Here is a 20,916-nt window from a genome sequence, read left to right on the forward strand (position 1 = left end):
TCCGCTTTTGTGTGCGGGTTTCCCTGTTGTTTTCTCTCCTTGTGGGGGCCGCCCGGCACCAATTATCGGGGGGGGGGGGGGGGCCCCCGGGGGGGGGGCCCCCCCCCCCCCCCGCGCCGTCGTGTTGGGGCGGCCGGGGGTTACGCGGAGCGGTCGCTGCCGGGGCCCTCGTAGTCCTCGCCGTAGGCGCCCTTGGCGGGGCGGCGGCGGCGCATGGGGGGCTCGACCCCGTCCGCGAGGCGGCGGGCGGTGACGAGGAAGCCGGTGTGGCCGATCATGCGGTGGTCCGGCCGGACGGCGAGGCCTTCGACGTGCCAGTTGCGGATCATCGATTCCCAGGGCTGCGGCTCGGCGAAGCAGCCGATCTCGCGGATGGACTCGACGGTCTTGGACAGCTGGGTGGTGGTGGCCACGTAGCAGCAGAGGATGCCGCCGGGGACGAGGGCCTTGGAGACGGCTTCGAGGCATTCCCAGGGGGCGAGCATGTCCAGGATGACGCGGTCGACGTCGGTGTCGGACAGGTTGTCCTGGAGGTCGCCCACGGTGAGCTGCCAGGCCGGGTGGGGGCCGCCGAAGTAGCGTTCCACGTTGGCGGTGGCGATCTCGGCGAAGTCCGCGCGGCGCTCGTAGCTGTGGAGCATGCCCTGGTCGCCGATGGCGCGCAGCAGGAAGCTGCTCAGGGAGCCGGAGCCCACGCCCGCTTCCACGACGCGGGCGCCGGGGAAGATGTCGGCGAAGGCCAGGATCTGGCCCGCGTCCTTGGGGTAGACCACGGCGGCGCCGCGGGGCATGGACAGGACGTAGTCGGGGAGCAGGGGGCGCAGCGCGAGGTACGCGACGTTCCCCGTGGTACGGACAACACTGCCTTCGGGAGCACCGATCAGCTCGTCGTGGGGGAAGGAACCCTTGTGGGTGTGGAAGTTCTTCCCGGCTTCGAGCGTGAACGTGTAGTGGCGGCCCTTGGGGTCGGTGAGCTGAACCTGGTCCCCGACCTTGAAGGGCCCGCGTCGGCGGGCGGCACCGGTCGGTTCGGACATGTGACCAGTGTATTGGCTTCAGGACCGGGGCCGTGCCATGGCCTAGGGCTGGGGCCGTGCCATGGCTTTCACGAAGGCCTTCTCGACGTCGAGGGTGGACAGGACGCCGTAGATGGCGCCGCCTGGTTCGAGGACGAGGTATTCGGTGGCGGGGGTGGCGCGGAGGTGGTCGAGGAGTTCTTCGCCGGTGAGTTCCGCGGAAACCTTCATGCCGTCGGTGAGGTCCTGGGCGAGGGTGCTGACGGCGACCCAGGGGCGGCGGTGTTCGGGGACGGAGGCGATGGCGCTCTCGCGGACGATGGCGGTGGGGTCGCCGTGGCCGTCGACGACGACGAGGGCGCGGGCTCCGGCTTCGTTGGCGCGGCGGAGGGCTTCGGAGAGGGGGGTGGCGTTCTCGACGGGGATGGCGCGGCGGGTGAGGCTGCGGGCGCGCAGTTCGGGGAGGTGTTCGCGCAGGCGGGCCATGCGGAGGCTGTTGCCGGCTCCGGTCCAGATGATGGCGGCCAGGATGGCAGCGAGGAGGGCGTCCATGACGGTGTCCATGCCGCCGATGTCCTCGGTGCGGTTGCCGATGAGTCCGGTGTGGGTGAGCAGGGGCAGGCCGAGGAGGACGGTGACGGCGAGGGCGCGGCCGACCCAGGCGGCGGCGACGGTGCCGGCCATGGGTTTGCCGGTGATGCCCCAGATGACGGCGCGGAGCATGCGGCCGCCGTCGAGGGGGAGGCCGGGGAGCAGGTTGAAGGCGGCGACGAGCAGGTTGGAGATCATGAGGCCGGCGAGGAGGACGCCGGGGACGGTCGCGGGGTCGACGGCCTTCATGCCGAGGTAGAAGCCGCCGGCGAGGAGGAGGGAGAGCAGGGGGCCGACGAAGGCGAGGACGAATTCGCGGCCGGGGGTCTCGGACTCCTTCTCGATTTCGGAGACGCCGCCGAAGAACTGGAGCTGGATGCGGCGGACGGGGAGTTTGAAGCGGAGGGCGGCGACGGTGTGGGCGAGTTCGTGGACGAGGACCGAGGCGTAGAAGGCGACGGCGAAGAAGAGGGAGACCAGGTAGCGGACGGGTCCGAGGTCGGGCAGGACGCGGTCGAGCTGGTCCCCGAAGACCCAGGTGATGAGGGCGGCGACGAGGAACCAGCTGGGCGAGACGTAGACGGGCACGCCGAAGGGGCGGCCCATGAGGAGTCCGCCGCCCGGTCCTGAGCGCCGTTTGTCGCGCTCGCCGGTCTGGTCGGTGTCTGCCACGTCTGTCCTTCGTTCGGTGCTGGGGGTTCTCGTGTGGTTCTGGGGGTGTCGTCGTGGGGTGGGGCGTGGTGTGCGGAGCGCCCGGTGATGCTCCGATCATGCAGTGCGAGGGGGCTCGGCGTCGATGGTATGCGCGTGCTGTCGGTCGCGGGTCGTAGGGTTTTGTCCATGACGACGAGCCCCGGTGCCGTGCCCGGTGCGGCCGAAGCCGCAAGCCCGGGCGCTGTGGCGCCCTCTTCGCTCTCTCCTTCCCGGGCGAGCGATTTCATGCAGTGCCCGCTGCTGTACCGGTTCCGGGTGATCGACAAGCTGCCGGAGAAGCCGAGTGCGGCGGCCACGCGGGGGACGCTGGTGCACGCGGTGCTGGAGCGGCTCTTCGACCATCCTGCGCAGGAGCGGACGGCGCTGCGGGCGAAGGAGCTGGTTCCGGGGCAGTGGGACAGGTTGCTGCGGTCGCGGCCGGAGCTGGCGGAGCTGTTTCCGGAGGGTGACGAGGGGGCGGGGCTGGCGCGCTGGCTGACGGAGGCCGAGGCGCTGGTCGAGCGGTGGTTCACGCTGGAGGACCCGACGCGGCTGGAGCCGGTGGAGCGGGAGTTCTTCGTGGAGACGGAGCTGGAGTCGGGGCTGCGGCTGCGCGGGATCATCGACCGGGTGGACGTGGCGCCGACGGGTGAGGTGCGGATCGTCGACTACAAGACGGGCAAGGCGCCGCGGGCGGAGTACGCCGAGGGTGCGCTGTTCCAGATGAAGTTCTACGCGCTGGTGGTGTGGCGGCTGAAGCGGGTCGTGCCGCGGCGGCTGCAGCTGGTGTACCTGGGCAGTGGGGACGTGCTGACGTACGACCCGGTGGTGGCGGACCTGGAGCGGGTGGAGCGCAAGCTCCTCGCGCTGTGGGAGGCGATCCGGGAGGCGACGCTGACGGGTGAGTGGCGGCCGCGGCCGACGAAGCTGTGCGGGTGGTGCGATCACCAGGCGTCGTGTCCGGAGTTCGGCGGTACTCCCCCGGTGTATCCGCTGCCGGTGGTGCCGCGGCCGGCGGGGAGCCCGGAGGTCGGCTAGGGCCTGTATTGAGTTGCCCCGTGGAGCAAGGAGCGGCGTTCGGTGCGTGCCCTCGGCGTGCGGGACGAATATCCTCGTAGCGGAGCTACTAGGACATTCGGCTCGTGCGCCGAGGGTGCGTGCCGGGCGTCGCGACGCCGCGGGGCAACTCAATACAGGCCCTAGGTGGGTCGTGCGCTCTGCCGAGTTGTTGCTCCGGCCGCGCACCGCGAGGTACAGCCGGATGATGTCCTTCCTGGCGGCGGAGTCACCGAGCTGTTCGGCAGGAGGAGACACTGCAACGCGCCCTGAGGCCGGTCGCACAGCTCGTACGTCTAGCCTCGGCGTGCAGTGAGGCCACAGCCTCGGCGCGCAGTGAGGCGGTGTTCGTCCGCGCCCCCGGCTTCGCCGCGGCGGTGCGTGGCGGTGTCCGCCCCGCCGCGCTCCCTCGCGGGCGAAGCGGCGGCGGAAGCCCTCAGGGCCCCGCCAGGTGCCCGGGGCTGATCGTCTCTGCCCCCCGGCACGGGGTACCGTTCGGCGTCGCCCACGCCGAGCGGTCCCCAAGGGTGCCCACCGTCGGTGAGGCGCACATGCCCCGCGCTACGCCCGAGATCCTCGTACGCCCTCCGCCGGGGCCTTCGGTGATCAAGGGCCTGGCGTCGCCGTTCCCGACCTTGATCCACTCGCACGGCGGCCGGGGCCCGACCACTCCGACCGCCGCCGCAGCCCGCCGCGCGCCGCCGCGGTCAGGCCGTCGCAGGCGCAACGTGAGCGGTGTGGGCCCGCATGCGTGCCGCGTCTGCGCGCGGCGGCGCACCGAACTGCCGTTTGTACTCGCGGCTGAACTGCGAGGGGCTGCCGTATCCCACTCGGGAGGCGACGCCGGTCACGTCGTTCGGGCGACGGGCGAGCAGCAGCCGTGCCGCCTGCAGACGGATCTGCTTCTGGAACTGGATCGGGCTCATCGCCGTGACCGACTGAAAGTTCCGGTGGAACGCGGAAACGCTCATCCCCGAGGACCGGGCCAGGTCTTCGACGCGGAAATCCTCGGCGTAGTTGTCGCGGATCCAGCCCACCGCCCGGGTGATGTGGGTCAGGCCGCTGTCCGCCAGGCCGAGCTGCCGGACGGCTTCGCCCTGCTCTCCCGTCATCAGCCGCCACAGGATCTCCCGCTTGGCCAAGGGGACCAGCACCCGGCGGTCGCGCGGCCGGTCCAGCAGGCGCAGCAGCCGCACGACGGCGCCGATCAACTCTGCCGGTGCGTCGCTGACCGTGATCCCGGGCCGGGCCGACCGGGTCGAAGGCGGAAGATCACCCGGCCCCGCCTGCAGCATCAGCTCCGCGATGACGGCGGGCTCCAGCGTCATGCCGAAACCGAGTTCGGGTCCCTGGGCGACGCGTCCGACCACGGGGAGGTCGGCCGAGGCGGCCAGGTACTGGCCGACGCCGTACTCGTACACCCTGTCTCCGAGCGCGAGCCGCTTGGCCCCTGGGCGATGACCGCGACCATCACGCCGGACATCGCGTACTCCGGCTCAGCGCCCGGTTCGGCCCGGCAGATCCGGACACCGTCGATGGCCGTGCTCAGATCGGGCCGCGCATGGCGGCCCAGCAGGTCGCGGAGCTCGTCGAGGGACATGTCCCCATCTCACCACGGGACCCGGCAGGATCCCCCCGCTGGGGCAGGATCGTGCAAGGACGCGCGGAGATCGGACGAGTCTCGGCGCGACGGGCCCGGAGAGCGGACGGGGCCGGGTTGCCGGGTTGCCGGGTACGACTACGCCCCGGCGCCCTTCTCCTCGTAGTGGGCTATCAGCCGGCCACGGGCGATCGCGTGGAACCGCAGGTGGAATCCCACCAGGGCCGGCGTCGCGTCCGCGTCCGGGCCCAGCTTCTCCCGGTCGACCGCGTACACCGTGAACACGTACCGGTGCGGGCCGTCCCCTTCCGGAGGCGCGGCCCCGCCGAAGTCCCTGCTGCCGTAGTCGTTCTGCACCTGCACGACACCGGGGGGAAATCCTTCGAAGTCCCCGGTTCCGGCTCCCGCCGGGAGCTCGACGACGTGTGCGGGGATGTCGAAGACGGTCCAGTGCCAGAACCCGCTGCCGGTCGGTGCGTCCGGGTCGTAGCACGTGACTGCGTAGCTGCCGGTGCCCTCCGGCCCGGCCGACCAGCCGATCTGCGGCGAGGAGTTGCCCTTGGCGTACACCTGGGCCTCCGGGAGGGTCCCACCGTCGGTCAGGTCCGTGCTGCTGTAGGCTCGCAATCGGAATGTCCCATTCCGTTTTGGTGGCCTGGCCATTCCCGGCCGTCTCATTCGAGGGACACCGCGTTTCTGTCCCATGATCTTGGCCCATTTCGTGGTCTACGCCGTGGGGCCGCCGAGCGGGTTCTCCGCCGGGTGTTCCCAGATGATGACCTTTGCTTCGCTCTTGGCCGACAGCGGGTCTGTCCAGCCAACGGTCGGGTGGCCCAGGGGAATCTCGCCCCTGGGCCACCCGACCGTTCACCACACAGACCTCACAGAAGCGGTGCGCTGCCCCACCGGGATCGGCCACACCGCGCTGCCGGAGCCATCGGCCTCTACTTGGTCGCTGATGTGATGGAACTGGTATCAGCCGAGACGCTCGGATACTGCTTCACTCGTGAGTTGCACTGCAGGCTGAAGTGTCCGTCCTGCGGATCTCCGCTATCAACTCGTCGTCGCTGAGGCGGGGTTCCGGGGCCGGAGTCTCGCCGAGGAGCGATCGCAGGACAAGGCCGAACGATTCGGGGGTGTCATGATCCCCCTCAGCGGAGGGGCCCGGCGGCGTCTCATTCATGGCTTGATCCTGTAGGGGGAGAAGGAGCGAGGCGTGGGCAATTGGTCCGTCAAGAGTATGTGAGAAGAATCGTCTGGTCCCCCGCCAAAGGGCTCCCGGCCCTTTGGCGGGGCCCCCTCAGCTCTTCCGCTCCGAGTTCCTCCCGAAACCCAGGCTACTGGCCAATCTCAGCTGATGGCAGCCCGGGCGCTTCACCCGCTGCGGCGCCGAGGAGGGTTGAGTCCGGCGCGGAACCGAGACTGCCCAGTCGCTGCCGCAGGATGCGCAATGTCCGGGAGGCGGAGCTGCGGACGGTGGCCGGTGAGCAGTCCATGATCTCAGCCGTTTCCTCGATGCTCAGATCTTCCCAGTAGCGGAGATATACCAGGCTGCGTTGCTTCGGCGTCAGGGTGGCCAGCACCTTGAGCAGCATGATGCGGTCGCCGACCCGGGCGGCTTCCTCCGGAGCCGGCTGGGAATCCGGCGGCGAGTCGTGAAGGAGTTCGCGGGTCCAGCGGTGCGCCCGCCGCTCGCTGATGAAGAGCCGCACCATGACCGTGCGGGCGTAGCCGGACAATGCATCGTGCTGCTCCAGGCGCTCCCAGCGCTGGTAGAGGACTATCAGGGTCTGCTGCACAAGATCATCTGCTGTGAACCAGTCTCCCACCAGGACGAAAGCGTTACGTCGCAGTGCTGGGCGAGCACCCCTGACGTACTGCGCGAAGCTCTCCTCTAACACCTCGTTCAAGCCGTTCATCCCCCGTTCGGAAATTTCCTGGTCCCCGTGAACAGCGTGCCAGCCGCTCCACCGCGTGTAGATGGTGGAACCGGTCGCGGCGACGCACATCCCCTCCGTGCGCTGTCGCGACGGGAGTCAAACACGTTAACGACCGCCACGCCAGCTCCACACGACCCATTACGGCCCCCAGAGATCCCAAGGGATCGCCGCGACGGGTCGGGATACACGGAAAGTCCCGTCTGCAACTAAGGGACTCGCGAGAAGACCGCAAAACGGGCAGCCACGGTACTTCCTGGCAGTACCTGCAGCTCTTCGACCACGCTCGATCACACTCGACCAAGGAGGCCGGACATGAGGACGCTTCAAGCGACGCCTCTCAGCGCATCCGTGCCCGCGTCACTGCGCGCGATGGGGAAGCTGGTGTCGCCGTACGGACTCGTGTCCCGGCTGACCTGGCTGCCCGTCACCGAGGGGGAGCCTGACTTCCAGGTCTACTCCGGCTCGCTGGGGAACCCCGGGGCCGTACTTACCAGCCAGCCGGCATGGGCTCACGACCCGACTTCTGGCAACTTCGACGGCGCCGGAGGAGCACTCGACCGGGAGACAGCCGCACATCTCGCGGCGGCCGAGTCGCTGGAGCGGTACTCCTCCATCGCATGGGATCCGCAGGGCATGTTCTGGGCCACCGCGGCAGAGTTGGGCAAGGACGCCATCCCGCCATGGGACTGGCCCACCTGCTCGTCGGCCGAGCTCGCCGATCCCCACTGCGGGCTGATCCCCGCCGACCCCACGGTGCCTCTGCGCTGGGTGGAGGGCTGGTCCTTCACCCGCGGCCGCAAAGTCTACGTCCCCGCTGTCCAGGTCTACCTCAAGTGCTCCCCGGAGTCTGCGGCGGAGCGCCACGTTCACCCCGCCTCCACCGGTTGTGCCACCCATGCTGATCCGCTCGCCGCTGTCGCCAACGGCCTCTTGGAGGTCGTCGAACGTGATTCCATCGCCCTGACCTGGCTGCAGCGGCTCCGGCTCCCGCGCCTGGAAGTCGATCTCGGCGAGTTGTCGGCCGAGCAGCAGGCGTTCGTGGAGCGGGGCACGTCCGAGAACATTCGCACGCTGCTCTTCGACGCCACCACCGACCTCGGCATCCCCGTCGTGTACGGGGTGCAACTTGCCGATCACGACCGCGATCTCGCCCAACTGGTCGTCGCCACCTGCGACAGTGACCCGGGCAGGGCAGTCGCCAAGCTCTACCGCGAGGCTGCTTCCCTCCGCATCGCGCTGCGCTCCATGGCCGGACGCAGCACCCGCCCAGGGCGGCCCGAGGACACCGTGAGCGTGATCGACGGAGCGCTGCTGGCGGGGCCGCGGGACCAGCGCCACAAGTTCGACTTCCTACTGGAGGGCGATCGTCCCGTACGCCGGTTGTCCGCGCTGCCCCGCCCCGGCGGGGGGGCCGAGCCCCTTCCGTGGCTGCTGGAGCGGATGGCGGCGGCCGGGTGCGAGGTGGTGGTCGTGGACCTCACCACGGACGAGGCCCGGCAGGTGGGCGCCACCGTCGTCCGCGTCATGGTGCCCCAGTTGATGCCGTTGTCCTTCGCCCACCGGGCCCGCTACCTCGCCCACCCCCGGCTCTACGACACTCCGCGCGCCATGGGCCACCCAGTGCACGACGAGGCCGGCATCAATCCCCATCCGCAGCCCTTCGCGTGAGGTGCGACATGAACCGTGAACTGCTCGTCCTCGCTTCGGATGCCTATGGCAAGGACATCGCGCGGCGCCTGGAGCGCGTGTATCCCGTAGCACTCCAGGAGATCGACGGCGGAACGCACCCGAGCCTGTGGCCACATGCCGACCTGATCGTGCTGGCGACCGCTCAGGAACGGCCTCGTATCGCCGAGGCCCTGGACCGTGCGGCGTTTGCGTGGCGCGTGCCGTGGTTCGGCGTCCACTCCACCGCGACCGAGGTCCAGTGCGGCCCCGTCGTAATCCCCGGCCGGACCGCTTGCTACCACTGTTTCGTGCGTCGCCGCGACCAGCACCGGCGCCCTGGGCACGGCGCTGCCGCGTCCGCCGATGACCGCCACCCCTCCGGATACCCAGTCCACCACGTGGGCATCGCCGCAGCATTCGCCCACCAGGCCGTGGACGAGGTGTTCCGCGCTCCGGCGGGTGAGGGGCTCGGCGGGACCGTACGCAGGTTTGACCAGATCAGCGGAGCCACGAGCAGATCGTCGGTGGTCGCAGTGGACCGCTGTACGCGCTGCCGCGAGCGAGCCACCAGCGACGAGCTGTGGCGCACGCTCGCCTCGGTCGAAGGAGGGCCGACCCAGTGACTGAACAGCCCATGCTCACTGCCGATTCGATCGGCGCCGCCGCCCGGTTCGATCCGCAGCTGCGGATTCCCCGCAGGCCCCGGCTCCGCCGCGGCCTGGTCATCAGCGCCGAGCCGGACCAGGTGGTGGTGACCGGTACGCCGAAGAAGCAGCTGTTCCGGGGCAGGTCCGCCGCCGACCTGTTGCCCGCCCTGCTCGACCTGCTCGACGGCGCCCACACCCATGGGGACCTCGCGGTGCGGCTCGGGCGCCCCGAGGAGATCGTGTTCAAGGCGCTGTCACTGCTGTGGGCCTCCGGCGTGATCGAGGAAGGCCCGCCCGAGGCAGGGACGGAGACCGCACCGGTGGCGGGGGAGGTCGACGACCGGCTCGCCGATTTCCTGTCCCGGGTGGGCAGCGCCACCGAGGCCAACGCCTCATGGGAGCAGGCAGCCGCGCGACTTCACCACGCGTCCGTCGAGATCTTCGGTGACCCTGGCCTGGCGGTGCTGTTGGAGGAGGAGCTCAGCGGCTCCCTGCCCGTACGCCGTGGCGAAGGTGGGCTGCCCTCGGAAGGGACGACCCTCGCGGTGTGGGCCGAAGCCGAAGCAGCGGACCGGACAGAGGATGAGCGTGACGGCGCCGCGCTCGCGGACCACTGCTGGGAGAAGGGCCTTCCGCTGCTCCGGCTGCGGGTCCACGGCCGCAAGGCCGCCCTCGGCCCGCTGGCCGACCCCAGCATCACGCCCTGCCTGGAGTGCCTCTCCGCCGAGGACGCCTCCGACGAAAGGACAGCTGCGCCCGGCGACCACCGGCTCGCGGCCGCTCTCTTCGCCCGCGACCTGTTCGCCATGGTGTCCCGTACGACGCCCTCGCCACTGCCCATGCGCTGGCGAGTCGTCGACCTCGAGACACTGGGCCACCAGGATGCCTCCTCCGCGACCCGGCCAGGCTGTCCCCGCTGCTCCGCCGCCGAAGCCCCGGCCGGCACACCTCTGGGGCGGGCCTCGCTGGCTACCCGGTTCGAGGCGTCGGTCGCGATGCCGCCCAAGGAGTTCGCGGACCTCAAGGCGCACCAGATGCACTACAAGCCGTCGAACCTGGCCCTGCAACGTATCTCACGTACCTGGCCGGTCGCCCAGGCCGTGGAGCTGCCCCTGCCCGCGCACCACCGCCTGGACACCGACCGGCCGGTCGGCCCGGCAGCCCTGGACGCGGGAGCGGTCTCCCTCATCCTGTCCGTCACCGCCGGCGTCAAGGCCGACGACAAGGACAAGGTGGCCCGGTGGACGGCAAGCGGCGGCAACATCGGTTCCGTCACGGCGTACGCGGTGGTACGGGACATCCTCGGGCTGTCCCCCGGTGTGTACGGCTACGTGGCCACTGAGCATCGCCTTGCCCGGCTGTCCTCCAGCGCGGGCGAGGTCACGGGAGACGCCCCGGTGACCCTCGTACTGACCGGCGACTTCCCCAAGGTGGCCCGCAAGTACTCGGCCTTCGCACTGCGCATCGTCCTACTGGACAGCGGCTGCGCCCAGGCAACCGCCCGGGCCGCGGCCCACACCCTCGGCATCAACCTGGCGCCGCGCCCCCACTGGGACGACGAGGCCGTCGCCACCGCGCTCGGGATCAATCCCGACGTCGAACCGATCACCGCGGTCATCGACCTGGGAGGCAGCAAGTGAGCAGCCCGCACGACCTGGCAGCCGAGCTGATCACTGCCCTGCGTGCCCCGGTACCGGCCCCCGTGGACGGGGACTCCACCCGACCGCAGTCGGCGAGCCCTGGTCCCGTACCGCTCGGACCGCCCGTCCGGTTCGAGCAGGCGGAGGGGCGGGACCCCAGGGCCTCCCTCCTCGCGACCCTTGAGCGCCGCACCTCGACCAGGATCTTCGATCCCAGTCCGGTCTCAGCGTCCCTCCTCGCCGAAGTCATCGCGAGCGGCATCGACGCGGACCGGGCGACCTGGCCGGACGAGCAGGAGCGGTGCCCGCTCCAGACCGACATCGTCGCATTCCGCCTCGATGGCCTGGAACCGGGCATGTTCTGCCTGGACTCCGGCGACCGCGCATACACCCCGGTGGCCCCGCTGCCCGCGCCGGAAGCGCTTCATGGCCTTACGCTCCAGAGGGAGTTCTGCGATGCGGCGGCCATCATCTCCATCGCTGCCGACCTCGACCGGGTAAGCCGCGTCCAAGGGGCGCACGGCTACCGCATGCTCATGGGCCGCGCCGCGGCCGCCGCGTACACGATGTGGCTGGACGCCGTCGCGGTCGGCCTCGTGGGCACGGTCTTCGCGGGCTTCATCCCCGCGTCGGTGCGGCAGCCGCTCCGCAGCGACGGCGCGGCCCGCCATCAGCTGTTCGCTCTCGCCCTGGGCGGCGCCGCCGAGCTGCCGCCGCCCCACACGCTCCCGGGGCCGACCGGCCACCGGTGACCGCCGAGAGAACAGAAGGGAGGTATATCGCATGAGCGACTTCGGCTCGACGGAGCTCGATCTGCACCTGGTGGATCCGGGTGACGAGGGGCTGTTCGTGGAGCAGGTCCCCGAGGGAGTGGCGCTGGGCACCTTCAGCACCGCCTCCACCGCCGGAACCGCGAGCTGCCCGGCCAGCACCGCGGGCAGCATCATGACCGCCCAATGCTCGGGCTAGTAGCCCCCGACTGCAGCAGAAGGGGGATTCCCCATGGCTGACCTGGAACTGTACGTCCTCGACGACATGCTCGAGGACTCCCTGGAGATGGAGACCCTGGCGGACGGAAACGCGCTGGCCTCGGTGTCGACGGCCGGAACCGTCGGCAGCGCCTCGTGCCCGGCCACGTCGGCGTCCTCGTTCACGTCCTTCTCCAGCTACACCTGAGCCGCCCCGGAGGCATCCGATGAGCGACATCACCATGACGGAGCTCGATCTGCACCTGGTGGATCCGGGTGACGAGGGGCTGTTCGTGGAGCAGGTCCCCGAGGGAGTGGCGCTGGGCACCTTCAGCACCGCCTCCACCGCCGGAACCGCGAGCTGCCCGGCCAGCACCGCGGGCAGCATCATGACCGCCAACTGCACGGGCTGACGAGGAGCACTGGCAAGTCGTCAGCAGCGCTTGGCGCATCGCAACACCACAACAAGAGAGGAGTAGATCAGTGAACGACATCATCGCCACCGAGGAGATGTTCGACCTGTACGCCCTCGACGGTGAGCTCGCCGTCGAGGAGCTGCCGGAGGGCAACGCCCTCGGCAGCTGGTTCTCCGCTTCCTCCGCGTCGACGGCGTCCTGCCCGGCCACCTCCGCCGCCAGCGTGGGCTCGGCCTCCACCTTCGGCTGATCGCGCCGCAGGTGCCATAGCGCACCACAGCACGGTCACCACTCTCACGAAAGGAGTGACAACCATGAACCACGACCTCACGACCGAGAACCTCTTCGACCTGTACGCGATGGACGAGGAGCTCACCGTCGAGGAGCTGCCGGAGGGCAGCGCCCTCGGGTCCTTCGCCAGCGCGACATCCGCGAGCTCGGCGTCCTGCCCGGCCTCCTCCGCGTCGAGCTTCACCACGGCCTCGACCTACGGGTGACCGGGCACGGCGGGCGGTGCCGTACCGGCTGACACCTTCGGCACCGTCCTGCCGGCGCCGGACCAGAAGGTCCTCGCAATTCCGCAGCATCCTGCCCTGCAGGGCCGGGGTCAAGCGGGTGGCTACCACCCGCTTGACCCCGGGTGCTGCCCGTACAGGAGGAACAGTGATCAGTTCACCGCCCAAGCTCCGGGAGGGACTGGAGGTCATCCGTGGAATGGACGACATTCCGCTGATCTTCGATCCGGTCTCCGGGCACTACCACCGCATCACGCGCTCCGCCGAGGCGCTGCTCGGGTACCTGGACGGCACCCGTACCCGTGACGATCTCGTGGCGTACTTCTCCGAGAACGCCCGTGTGGACCAGGCGCGTGCCGATGCGTTCTCGCGGCAGCTCGACACCTTCCTTGCGGGCCTGGAGCGCAGTGGGCTGCTGGAGGGATCCGAGCAAGCCGCACAGGGCACTGGTGCCAGTCCCAGTGCCGGCGGCAAGCGGTTCCGCACGTCCATGCTGATGCCGCGCGTCGTGCTCACTCGCTCGCTGCCCACCGTGCTGGAGCCGGTGGCCCGTGTCCTGCGCGCCTTGCCCGCTCGCCTCATCGTCGGGCTCGCCACGCTGGGTGCGGTCACCGGGTATGCGTTCGGCTTTCACACCCTCTTCACCGGCACCCCTGGTCTACGCGACCTGGCGGGCCCGGCGTTCCTCATCGCGACGGGCGTCATGCTGCTGATCGTCCTCGCGCACGAGAGTGCCCACGCGCTCGTGGCCCAGTACCTCAAGGTGCCCATCCGCGGTCTCGGGGTGGCGTTGCTCTTCTACTTCATGCCAGTCGCGTACGTGGACCGCACAGACGCCTACCGCCTCCGAGGGCGCGGCGGCCGGGTGCTTCTGGCCATGGCGGGCGTGCTGAGCGACGGCTGGTTCTGCGGCGTGGTGGGGCTCGTGGCGTTCAACTCCAGCGGCCTCGTCCAGCACACGGCAACGTTCCTGTTGGGTATGCAGATGTTCCTGCTGATCGTGAATCTCAACCCGCTGATGCCCAGCGACGGCTACACCGCCGTGGAAGCGGCAGCCGGGCTGACAAACATGCGGGGCAGGGCGTTCACACTGCTGCGCCACACCATCATGAGGCAGCCGCTGCCCGAGCACCTCGCACGCTTCGGTACCGGCGCCCGGCGCTGGCATTTGACGTACGCGCTGGCCTCGGTCGCATACGGCTGTTTCTTGGCGTACGCGATGTTCCACACGATCCCGCTCTCGGTGGATCTTGCCTTGTCGGCGGTGGGCCGGTGACGAAGAAGGCGATCGCATCCTCGATGTCTCGCGCTGTCTCGATCTCCCCTCTCCTTCTGACCCGAGTGGCGGGCCTTCCGGCGGACGCCCTGGACTTGGTCGCGTCCACCACACGCAAACTCCTGGACGAACTAGCCCGTACGACCGCCGAGTCGGGTGAACTGGCATCCGACATCACGGACATCTTCTTCGCCCTGGTCCCGCAGCTGGAGGACGACGTGCCGCTGCGGCGCAAGGTTCTCGCGGGCAAGCGGGCGGTTAACCGGCTCGACCCGCTCCCGTGGGACGACACCGTCCTGGAGGCCGTCCGCCAGAGCCTCTCCGGCCCGGAGGCTGTGGCAGGTCTCGACAACTGGGTACGGCTGGCACGGGAGCGTCACGACCTGCTGGACCAGCTCAGCGCACGGCTGGCCGAGGACCGGGCCGAAGCAGTCCGCCACCTCCACGCGGCCCTCGACGAGCCCGGCTTTGCCGAGTCCGTCGCGCTCGCGGCACCCGACTGGATCCGGCACTCCGACCGCAAGGAGCGCTCGGCCAGGAAGCTCAAGACCCTGTACTCGTACGTCATCCGCGCTGCCGTCAAGACCAGCCCTTTCTCCGGTCTGACCACGGTCGGTGAGGCCGGGACCACCGGTGAGGGCCGGGCCCGCAGCCGCGTCTCAGCCACCCCCGCCTACCTGGCCTTGAGCCGCCTCGCCCGCGACGAGCGGACGGCAGGGCTGCTGCGCTACCGGGTAGCACCGATCCGCCGGGGCACCCCCACCGAGCCGGACGGCCTGCTGCTGCACAGCGAGGTCGTCACCACCGAGGGCGTCGTCTGGCGCCACGACCGCGCGATCGAGGCAGACCACAGGGCGCGGGCGCTGGCGGGGTTCAAGGCAGTCGATGCCGAGGTCCAGGAAGCTGTCGCTCTCGAGGAGCTACTTGTTCACCTCGGCGGGGCCCGGCCCTTCGCGCGGTTCCGACGCCTCCTGGACGCGGGGTTCATCCATCCGGTGCCGCCCTGGCGGCGCGGCGAGGACCCGTTACCTGTCCTGGCTGCGCTCGTGGCCGGCAAGGACGCCCCGATCACGGAGACCGACCTGGTCCGCGCACACGACCTGGGCGCCCATGCCCACCGCAAGACCGTACGGAACCGGATCGCGGCCGCCGGCGACCTGCAGACCCTGACCGGCGGCTGGAGCGAGCACCGCGACCCGGGCGAGAGGAAGCCCAGTGGCCTCATCTACGAGGACCGGGAGACCGACCTTGCCCTCTCCGACCCGCTGGCCGCGCCCGCCGTACGCGCCGACCTCACCACGCTGGGCGAGCGCATGCGTCCGTACATCTTCCGCTCGCACTTGTACGACTTCCTGCTGGACGGCTTCGTCGCTGAGTACGGGCCCGGCGGCGTGTGCCGCGATCCGCTCGGCTTCCTCATGCGGCTCACCGTGGACCGCGACGCCAATCCTCCGCTCGAACGTGCCCTGTACGCCGACATAGCCAGCCGCGAGAACCCCGGGGACCGGGCCTGGCTGCCGGTCGGGCCGACGAGCGCACCACCGAACGCCGGGGTCTTCTTCCAACTGGAGGCCGACAGGGCGGACGACGCGGCGACCGGCCGCCACCAACTGGTGGTCAACCAGTTCGGGGCCGGCAGTGGCGCGCTGTTCACCCGTTTCGCCCGGCTCCTGGGCGACGGCTTCCGCGACCGCCTCACCGACCACGTCCAACACTCCCGAGCCGGGGTGCGCTGCCGTGAGCTGGTGGTGTGGACAGACTGCAACACCGTGCAGGCCGAGTGCGGCGGCCTCCTCCCGCCGCTCGTGCTGCCCGGTGAGGTCTGCGCGCCCGAGTCCCTCGCGCCCGGCGCTCTCACGCTCGACGACACCGTGCTTGTTCACGATCCCGCCACCCGCACCCTGTCACTCTTCGACCGCGACGGCGAACCTGTGGGCCTCGCCTACCTGGGGCTCATCCCGCAGCACCTCCTCCAATCGTACGTACGTCTGCTCGCGGTGCTGGCCGACCCCTGGGTCAACGGCTCCCCGCACTCCGACTACACGCTGACGCAGGCCAACCGGCTCCGCGCCCACTGCGGCGACGAGGTCGTGGCCCTGCCCCGGATCACGGACGGCCCCGAGGGACGCCTCGTCACCGCCCGCGCGTCCTGGATCGTGCCCGCCGACGCTCTGCCCGAAGGACGGGACGACCTGGAGCTGGCCGTCCGCTGGGATGAGTTCCGGCGCGAGCACGGCATGCCCGAAGAGGTCTTCGTCCACCAGCTCGGCAGCGGGGGATTCGGCCTCACCCAGGACCGCAAACCCATGTGGGTCTCGCTGGGCTCGCCCCTCTCCGTCGGCGTCCTGCGGCACTGGCTGAGCCCGTCGACCCGCCACGTCCGAATGGTGGAGGCCCTGCCCGCGCGTGGACGGCAACCGCAGCGCGACCGTCTCGGTCGCCCCCGGGTCACAGAGCACGCGGCGCTGCTGTCCTGGCCCAAGGAGTACGAGGAGCAGTGACGATGACGACCACCCTCCCGCAAGACTCCGCCCACCGAACGGACTGGTGGTACGTACGGGCCTACCCCGGTCACCCGGACCTCATGGACGAGGCGACCAGGGTCCTGGTCCCCTGGCTCGCCGCACATGCCGCACAGGAGACCGCCTCCGCGTGGTTCTTCACCCGCTACTGGGACATGAGCGGCCACCACCTGCGGCTCCGCCTGGCCTGTCCCCCGGACGGCGCGGACCACGTCCATGACCGGCTGCCCGAACTCGTCGAGCTACTGCACAACCTGTCCGGCCCAACCCCCGCCGAGCGCCTCGTGCCCGGCTCCGTGCCCCAGGGCCTGCCCCTTGTCAGACAGACCCGCTGCGCCCTGTACGCCCCGGAGCTGGCCAAGTACGGAGGCTCCGCCGGGGTGCGGCGGGCGGAGGTGCTGTTCACCGCATCCAGCCGCCTCTACATCGAGCAGCAGATCGGCACCCTGGAGCCGCTGTTCGCCCGGGCGGCCCTGGCGGTCGCACACATGAGCTCCCTCGTGCGTGCGGCGCTCCCCGATCAGGAGGCGCAGTCCGCTTTCTGGGCGGCCCACCGACGCCAGTGGGGCCGCCAGCTGGCCATGTGCGCACCGGACCAGGACCAGCGTCGCCACCTCCTCGCACGCGCGGCAGCCGGCGTGCACGCGGCGCCCCTGGAGGACCGGCACCGGGAGGCCGTGCGAAACCACGTCGCCGCGGCCGTTCGTACCCTCGACGGCGCGGCGCGGGACGGGAACCCCGTCCCGCGCCCCGTCCTCCTTCTGCACTACCTGCACATGGACATGAACCGCTGGGGCTTCGTACCCGCCGAGGAGAGCCTGCTGGGCGTCCTGGCGTCTGCGGGTAGTCGCTAGCCGGCCCGAGTGGCGCACGCTACGTCAACTCCTGGACAAGCCAACCGTGTTCCGCATCAGCACCTACTTGCAGACTCGGCAAGTGGATGCCATGGTAGGAACCATGCGCGACTCGGCGAGTTCTCAGCAGCACCCACGAGAGGCTGGCTCGGATATGCCCGAACTGGACACCGACATCACCGCACCCGTTCCCGAGGCCGACTTACCGCGGGAGGAGGCGATCCGGCTCACCGCCGTCACCAAGCACTACCCCGGTCCCCACGGCACCACGAAGACCGCGACGGACAGGATCGATCTGGCGGTTGGCCACGGTGAGATCTTCGGCCTCCTCGGCCCCAACGGTGCCGGCAAGACCACGAGCATCGAGATGCTGGCCGGTCTGCGCCGCCCCACCTCCGGCGCCGTGCGCATCCTGGGACTCGATCCCGCGGCCGAGCGCGACGAGGTGCGCCGCCAGGTCGCCATCCAGCCCCAGCAGGCCGCGCTCTTCGAGCAGCAGACGGTCGCCGAACTCCTGCGGGTCTGGGCCTCCTTCTACCCCGACCCCGAAACCCCCGACGCCATCATCGAGCGCACCGGCCTCACCGACACCCGCGACGTCCGTGTGGCCAAGCTCTCCGGCGGTCAGCGCCAGCGCCTCCTCGTCGGCACGGCTCTGATCTCCCGCCCTCGCGTCCTGATTCTTGACGAGCCGTCCACCGGTCTGGACCCCAACGCCCGCCAGGAACTCTGGGCCGCCATCCGCGGCCACCGCGACAGCGGCGGCACCGTCCTGCTCTCGACCCACTCCATGGAGGAGGCCGAGACTCTCTGCGACCGGGTGGCCATCCTCCACCAGGGCAAGGTAGCCGCCTGCGGAGCGCCCCAGGAGCTCATCTCCCACTACGCACCCGAACGCGAGGTCCACTTCACCGTCGCCGCCGGCACCGACCTGACCGCCCTGCGCGCCACGGAAGGCGTTACCCACGTGGAGTCCCACGACGCCGCCGACGGCACCCGCGTGACCGCACGCACCCGCGACTCCGACGCCGTGCTCACGCAGTTCACCGGCCCCCTCGCGGCCACCCGGATCCAGCTCAGGGAAGCGGGACTGGAGGCGGTTTTCCGTCACCTCACGGGCGTGCCGTTCCAGAACGCCGCCGAATCCGCGGATGCGGACACCGACTCGGAAGGGGCCGCGGCGTGATCACCACCGCCACCCGGGAACTGGCCATGCTCCATGCCCGCGAACTCCTCCGCGAGCCCCGGTATTTCTACTTCGCGCTCTTCTTCCCCTTCGGAATGCTGGCCATCTTCCTCGGCATCGGAGCGGTCGTCCCCCAGGAGACCGGCGCCCCTGACTTCCTCCAGCTGGTCATCCCGATGGCCATCTTCCTGGCCGTCACCAGCGCCGCACTCACCGTCACAGCCGGCCCGCTGGCCACCCTGCGCACCAAGGGCACCCTGCGTCTCCTGGGCACCACACCCGTGGGCCGTGCCCGCCTCGTCCTGACCCACATGTTCCCGAGGGTCCTCATGGTGACCGCCCAGACGGTCGCCCTGCTTGCGGTGGCCGTCGCCCTGGGCAAGTTGGACCCGGCCAGGCTGCCCGCACTGTTCGGCATCGCCTTCCTGGGCCTGGCCATGTTCGGCGGCATCGGCTACCTCATCGGCGGCCGCCTGGCCTCGCCGGACGCCGCCACCAACGTGGGCACGCTGGTCCAGCTCACCGCCCTCTTCCTGAGCGGCCTCGCCTTCCCCATGGAGCTCATGCCGGACGCCGTCCGCACCACGCTGGGCCTGCTCCCGAGTACCTTCTTCGCGGACCTCATGCTCACCCAGATGCCGAACGGCGCACCCCAGCACCCGGTGTGGCTTTCGATCCTGGTGGTGCTCGCCACCACGGCGGTGGCGGTATGGCTGGCGGTACGCACTTTCCGCTGGGACCAGGGCGAGACGGCGTAACGCGTGACGGGCAAGCGGAGACAGGGAAAACAGAGACGGGACGGCCGCCCATGGCCGCAGCGGTACAGGAAGGCACCATGATGGACAAAGACCAAGCGCGCGAGGCCCTCGCCTCCGCCGACGCGGCCGCCTCGCGCATGCGGAAAGCCGGCCGCCGCCCCCGTACGGCCCTGATCCTGCTCCTGGGCGTGGTCATGATGGTCCTCACTGCGGTGTACGGCCTGCTCGTCCAGCCCAGGGTGCCGTACGCCGTCCCCGTCCTACTCCTGCTCCCGCTGCTGGCCCTCGGCATCTACACGGCGACCCGCCCCGTCCTGCCCCGCCACTACCGCGCGCTCTACGCGGTGACCACGGCGGCCGGAGCAGGCGTCTACAGCCTGACGGTCACCATCGGCTCCGCCCGCTTCTCCGGGGAGCCCTCCTGGTGGCTGCCTGGGGCCGTTCTCTGCGGGGTCCCGTTCCTGGTGATCGGCGTCCTGGAGCGCAAGGTCGGCCGGTCCGCAGAGGGCCAGCGGTGACACACCCTCGCAAGTGGCTCGACAGCGTGATCCACGCGCCCGTGCGGTTCTCCATCGCGGCCGCACTCGCGTCGGTCGACGAAGCGGACTTCAGAACCCTCCGCGACGCCATCGAGATCACCGACTCGGCCCTCTCCAAGCAGATCGCCCTCCTGGAAGAGGCCGGATACGTCAAGGTCCGTAAAGGCTTCGTCGGCAAGCGTGCCCGCACCTGGCTCTCCCTCTCCCCCAAGGGCCGCACCGCCCTCACCCGCCACGTGACAGCCCTCCAGGAGATCGCCTCCGGCACCCCACCGGTGGGGGACGCGGACTGACGACGTCACGGCTCGATCACATCCTCACAGCCAGGAAAGGATTCCCACGCTTGAACCGATCGATCAAGCCCGCCGTGCACGGCACGGTTCTAGCCGCCATCCCCACTCTCGACGCCCCCGAGGCCCATACCCGTGAAACGTCCTTCATCGGGACAACCGCCTCCTGCGAGGCAAAGGGCTGCGGCAGAGACCGTGCGCCGCCGCCTCTCCTGACACAGTCCGGAAGACGAGCAGAGACGTCGTCAGATTACTCAGCTCACACCCGCCGCCTCCCGTAATGGTCCGAATATGCATGGTCGTTGCCGCAGCACGACCGGAGAACAGGAATCAGACATGAACCGATCGATCAAGCTTGCCGTGCACGGCACGGTCCTCGCCGCCACGCTCGCCCTGGGTGCCCCGCAAGCCTTAGCGGCGCCAGCCTCGGAAGGCGCCCGCACCGCGCAGCAGCCCGTGATCTCCTCGCCTGCGGCCTGGACGCCCCCCGAGGGCTACACCCGCGAGGACTCCTTCTACGGGACGGCAACAAAGTGCCAGTCCGTGGGCAGGAGCGGTGTAACGGAGGGCAAGTGGAGCGCCTACCTCTGCGTCCAGGAACTTCCCTTCACTCCCTTCCAGGGCCTCTACGTCAAGAAGTAGCGATTCCTCGCCCATGAGACTCCCCGCCCTCTCGTCGTCCAGGCACTGCACGGCACGGCCGACGGCGGGGGCTCGCGGAGCTCTATACGTTGCCCCAGG

Annotated in this window: 22 protein-coding genes and 1 pseudogene; 18 read left to right on the forward strand and 5 right to left on the reverse strand. The window is 70.2% G+C overall.

What is annotated here, in order from left to right:
* Positions 1 to 140: 140 nt before the first annotated feature.
* Both ACIPXC_RS25675 and ACIPXC_RS25680 read right to left on the reverse strand, forming a co-directional pair.
* The gene (locus tag ACIPXC_RS25675) at positions 141 to 1,037 is read right to left on the reverse strand and encodes a tRNA (adenine-N1)-methyltransferase (RefSeq protein ID WP_030833375.1); all 897 of its coding nucleotides are present in this window, start codon (positions 1,035 to 1,037) and stop codon (positions 141 to 143) included.
* Positions 1,038 to 1,079: 42 nt separating this feature from the next.
* On the reverse strand, positions 1,080 to 2,213 hold the full coding sequence (locus tag ACIPXC_RS25680; protein ID WP_401622874.1) for a site-2 protease family protein: 1,134 nt from the start codon (positions 2,211 to 2,213) through the stop codon (positions 1,080 to 1,082).
* A gap of 234 nt (positions 2,214 to 2,447) precedes the next feature.
* On the opposite strand from ACIPXC_RS25680, the gene ACIPXC_RS25685 reads away from it, so the two are divergent.
* Positions 2,448 to 3,338, forward strand: a complete 891-nt coding sequence (locus ACIPXC_RS25685) for a RecB family exonuclease (protein ID WP_401622652.1) — start codon at positions 2,448 to 2,450, stop codon at positions 3,336 to 3,338.
* 725 nt (positions 3,339 to 4,063) lie between these two features.
* Here the strand turns inward: ACIPXC_RS25685 and ACIPXC_RS25690 are convergent.
* The 3 genes and pseudogenes from ACIPXC_RS25690 to ACIPXC_RS25700 form a co-directional block, all read right to left on the reverse strand.
* Positions 4,064 to 4,956: pseudogene (locus ACIPXC_RS25690) on the reverse strand (AraC family transcriptional regulator N-terminal domain-containing protein).
* 138 nt (positions 4,957 to 5,094) lie between these two features.
* Positions 5,095 to 5,619, reverse strand: a complete 525-nt coding sequence (locus ACIPXC_RS25695; protein WP_401622655.1) for a YbhB/YbcL family Raf kinase inhibitor-like protein — start codon at positions 5,617 to 5,619, stop codon at positions 5,095 to 5,097.
* A 674-nt stretch (positions 5,620 to 6,293) separates the two neighbouring features.
* A complete protein-coding gene (locus tag ACIPXC_RS25700; protein ID WP_401622658.1) occupies positions 6,294 to 6,965 on the reverse strand; it encodes a SigE family RNA polymerase sigma factor in 672 nt (223 codons plus the stop codon).
* Between the two features lie 243 nt (positions 6,966 to 7,208).
* Here ACIPXC_RS25700 and ACIPXC_RS25705 point away from each other — a divergent pair, with 243 nt between their 5' ends.
* The 17 genes from ACIPXC_RS25705 to ACIPXC_RS25785 all read left to right on the forward strand — a co-directional run bounded on the left by ACIPXC_RS25705 (position 7,209) and on the right by ACIPXC_RS25785 (position 20,817).
* Positions 7,209 to 8,564, forward strand: a complete 1,356-nt coding sequence (locus tag ACIPXC_RS25705) for a YcaO-like family protein (RefSeq protein ID WP_401622661.1) — start codon at positions 7,209 to 7,211, stop codon at positions 8,562 to 8,564.
* A gap of 8 nt (positions 8,565 to 8,572) precedes the next feature.
* A complete protein-coding gene (locus ACIPXC_RS25710; protein ID WP_401622665.1) occupies positions 8,573 to 9,187 on the forward strand; it encodes a TOMM precursor leader peptide-binding protein in 615 nt (204 codons plus the stop codon).
* Positions 9,184 to 10,851: a nitroreductase family protein gene (locus ACIPXC_RS25715; protein WP_401622668.1), complete on the forward strand. Its 1,668-nt coding sequence runs from the start codon at positions 9,184 to 9,186 to the stop codon at positions 10,849 to 10,851. Before ACIPXC_RS25710 ends, ACIPXC_RS25715 begins: the two co-directional genes overlap by 4 nt.
* Positions 10,848 to 11,603, forward strand: coding sequence for a nitroreductase family protein (locus ACIPXC_RS25720; protein WP_401622671.1), 756 nt, complete (start codon positions 10,848 to 10,850; stop codon positions 11,601 to 11,603). Before ACIPXC_RS25715 ends, ACIPXC_RS25720 begins: the two co-directional genes overlap by 4 nt.
* A gap of 31 nt (positions 11,604 to 11,634) precedes the next feature.
* A complete protein-coding gene (locus ACIPXC_RS25725; RefSeq protein ID WP_257851214.1) occupies positions 11,635 to 11,820 on the forward strand; it encodes a thiocillin family RiPP in 186 nt (61 codons plus the stop codon).
* A 33-nt stretch (positions 11,821 to 11,853) separates the two neighbouring features.
* On the forward strand, positions 11,854 to 12,027 hold the full coding sequence (locus ACIPXC_RS25730; RefSeq protein WP_257851215.1) for a thiocillin family RiPP: 174 nt from the start codon (positions 11,854 to 11,856) through the stop codon (positions 12,025 to 12,027).
* A gap of 19 nt (positions 12,028 to 12,046) precedes the next feature.
* Complete coding sequence (locus ACIPXC_RS25735; protein WP_257851217.1) at positions 12,047 to 12,232, forward strand: thiocillin family RiPP; 186 nt, start codon at positions 12,047 to 12,049, stop codon at positions 12,230 to 12,232.
* Positions 12,233 to 12,302: 70 nt separating this feature from the next.
* On the forward strand, positions 12,303 to 12,485 hold the full coding sequence (locus ACIPXC_RS25740) for a thiocillin family RiPP (RefSeq protein ID WP_331461984.1): 183 nt from the start codon (positions 12,303 to 12,305) through the stop codon (positions 12,483 to 12,485).
* 64 nt (positions 12,486 to 12,549) lie between these two features.
* On the forward strand, positions 12,550 to 12,732 hold the full coding sequence (locus tag ACIPXC_RS25745; RefSeq protein ID WP_401622676.1) for a thiocillin family RiPP: 183 nt from the start codon (positions 12,550 to 12,552) through the stop codon (positions 12,730 to 12,732).
* A gap of 166 nt (positions 12,733 to 12,898) precedes the next feature.
* Entirely contained in the window at positions 12,899 to 14,026 is a 1,128-nt protein-coding gene (locus ACIPXC_RS25750; RefSeq protein WP_401622679.1) for a hypothetical protein, read from the forward strand.
* 65 nt (positions 14,027 to 14,091) lie between these two features.
* Complete coding sequence (locus ACIPXC_RS25755) at positions 14,092 to 16,527, forward strand: hypothetical protein (protein WP_401622682.1); 2,436 nt, start codon at positions 14,092 to 14,094, stop codon at positions 16,525 to 16,527.
* A gap of 2 nt (positions 16,528 to 16,529) precedes the next feature.
* On the forward strand, positions 16,530 to 17,402 hold the full coding sequence (locus ACIPXC_RS25760; protein ID WP_401622685.1) for a thiopeptide-type bacteriocin biosynthesis protein: 873 nt from the start codon (positions 16,530 to 16,532) through the stop codon (positions 17,400 to 17,402).
* Positions 17,403 to 17,556: 154 nt separating this feature from the next.
* Complete coding sequence (locus ACIPXC_RS25765) at positions 17,557 to 18,588, forward strand: ABC transporter ATP-binding protein (RefSeq protein ID WP_401622688.1); 1,032 nt, start codon at positions 17,557 to 17,559, stop codon at positions 18,586 to 18,588.
* Positions 18,585 to 19,346, forward strand: a complete 762-nt coding sequence (locus ACIPXC_RS25770) for an ABC transporter permease (protein WP_401622691.1) — start codon at positions 18,585 to 18,587, stop codon at positions 19,344 to 19,346. The genes ACIPXC_RS25765 and ACIPXC_RS25770 overlap by 4 nt, the downstream gene beginning before the upstream one ends.
* Positions 19,347 to 19,423: 77 nt before the next feature.
* Complete coding sequence (locus ACIPXC_RS25775) at positions 19,424 to 19,864, forward strand: hypothetical protein (protein WP_401622694.1); 441 nt, start codon at positions 19,424 to 19,426, stop codon at positions 19,862 to 19,864.
* Positions 19,861 to 20,178: a winged helix-turn-helix domain-containing protein gene (locus ACIPXC_RS25780; protein WP_401622697.1), complete on the forward strand. Its 318-nt coding sequence runs from the start codon at positions 19,861 to 19,863 to the stop codon at positions 20,176 to 20,178. Before ACIPXC_RS25775 ends, ACIPXC_RS25780 begins: the two co-directional genes overlap by 4 nt.
* Before the next feature lie 333 nt (positions 20,179 to 20,511).
* Positions 20,512 to 20,817: a hypothetical protein gene (locus ACIPXC_RS25785; RefSeq protein ID WP_401622699.1), complete on the forward strand. Its 306-nt coding sequence runs from the start codon at positions 20,512 to 20,514 to the stop codon at positions 20,815 to 20,817.
* Positions 20,818 to 20,916: the final 99 nt, after the last annotated feature.

Source organism: Streptomyces sp. NPDC090021, from assembly GCF_044748225.1.
Lineage (GTDB): Bacteria > Actinomycetota > Actinomycetes > Streptomycetales > Streptomycetaceae > Streptomyces.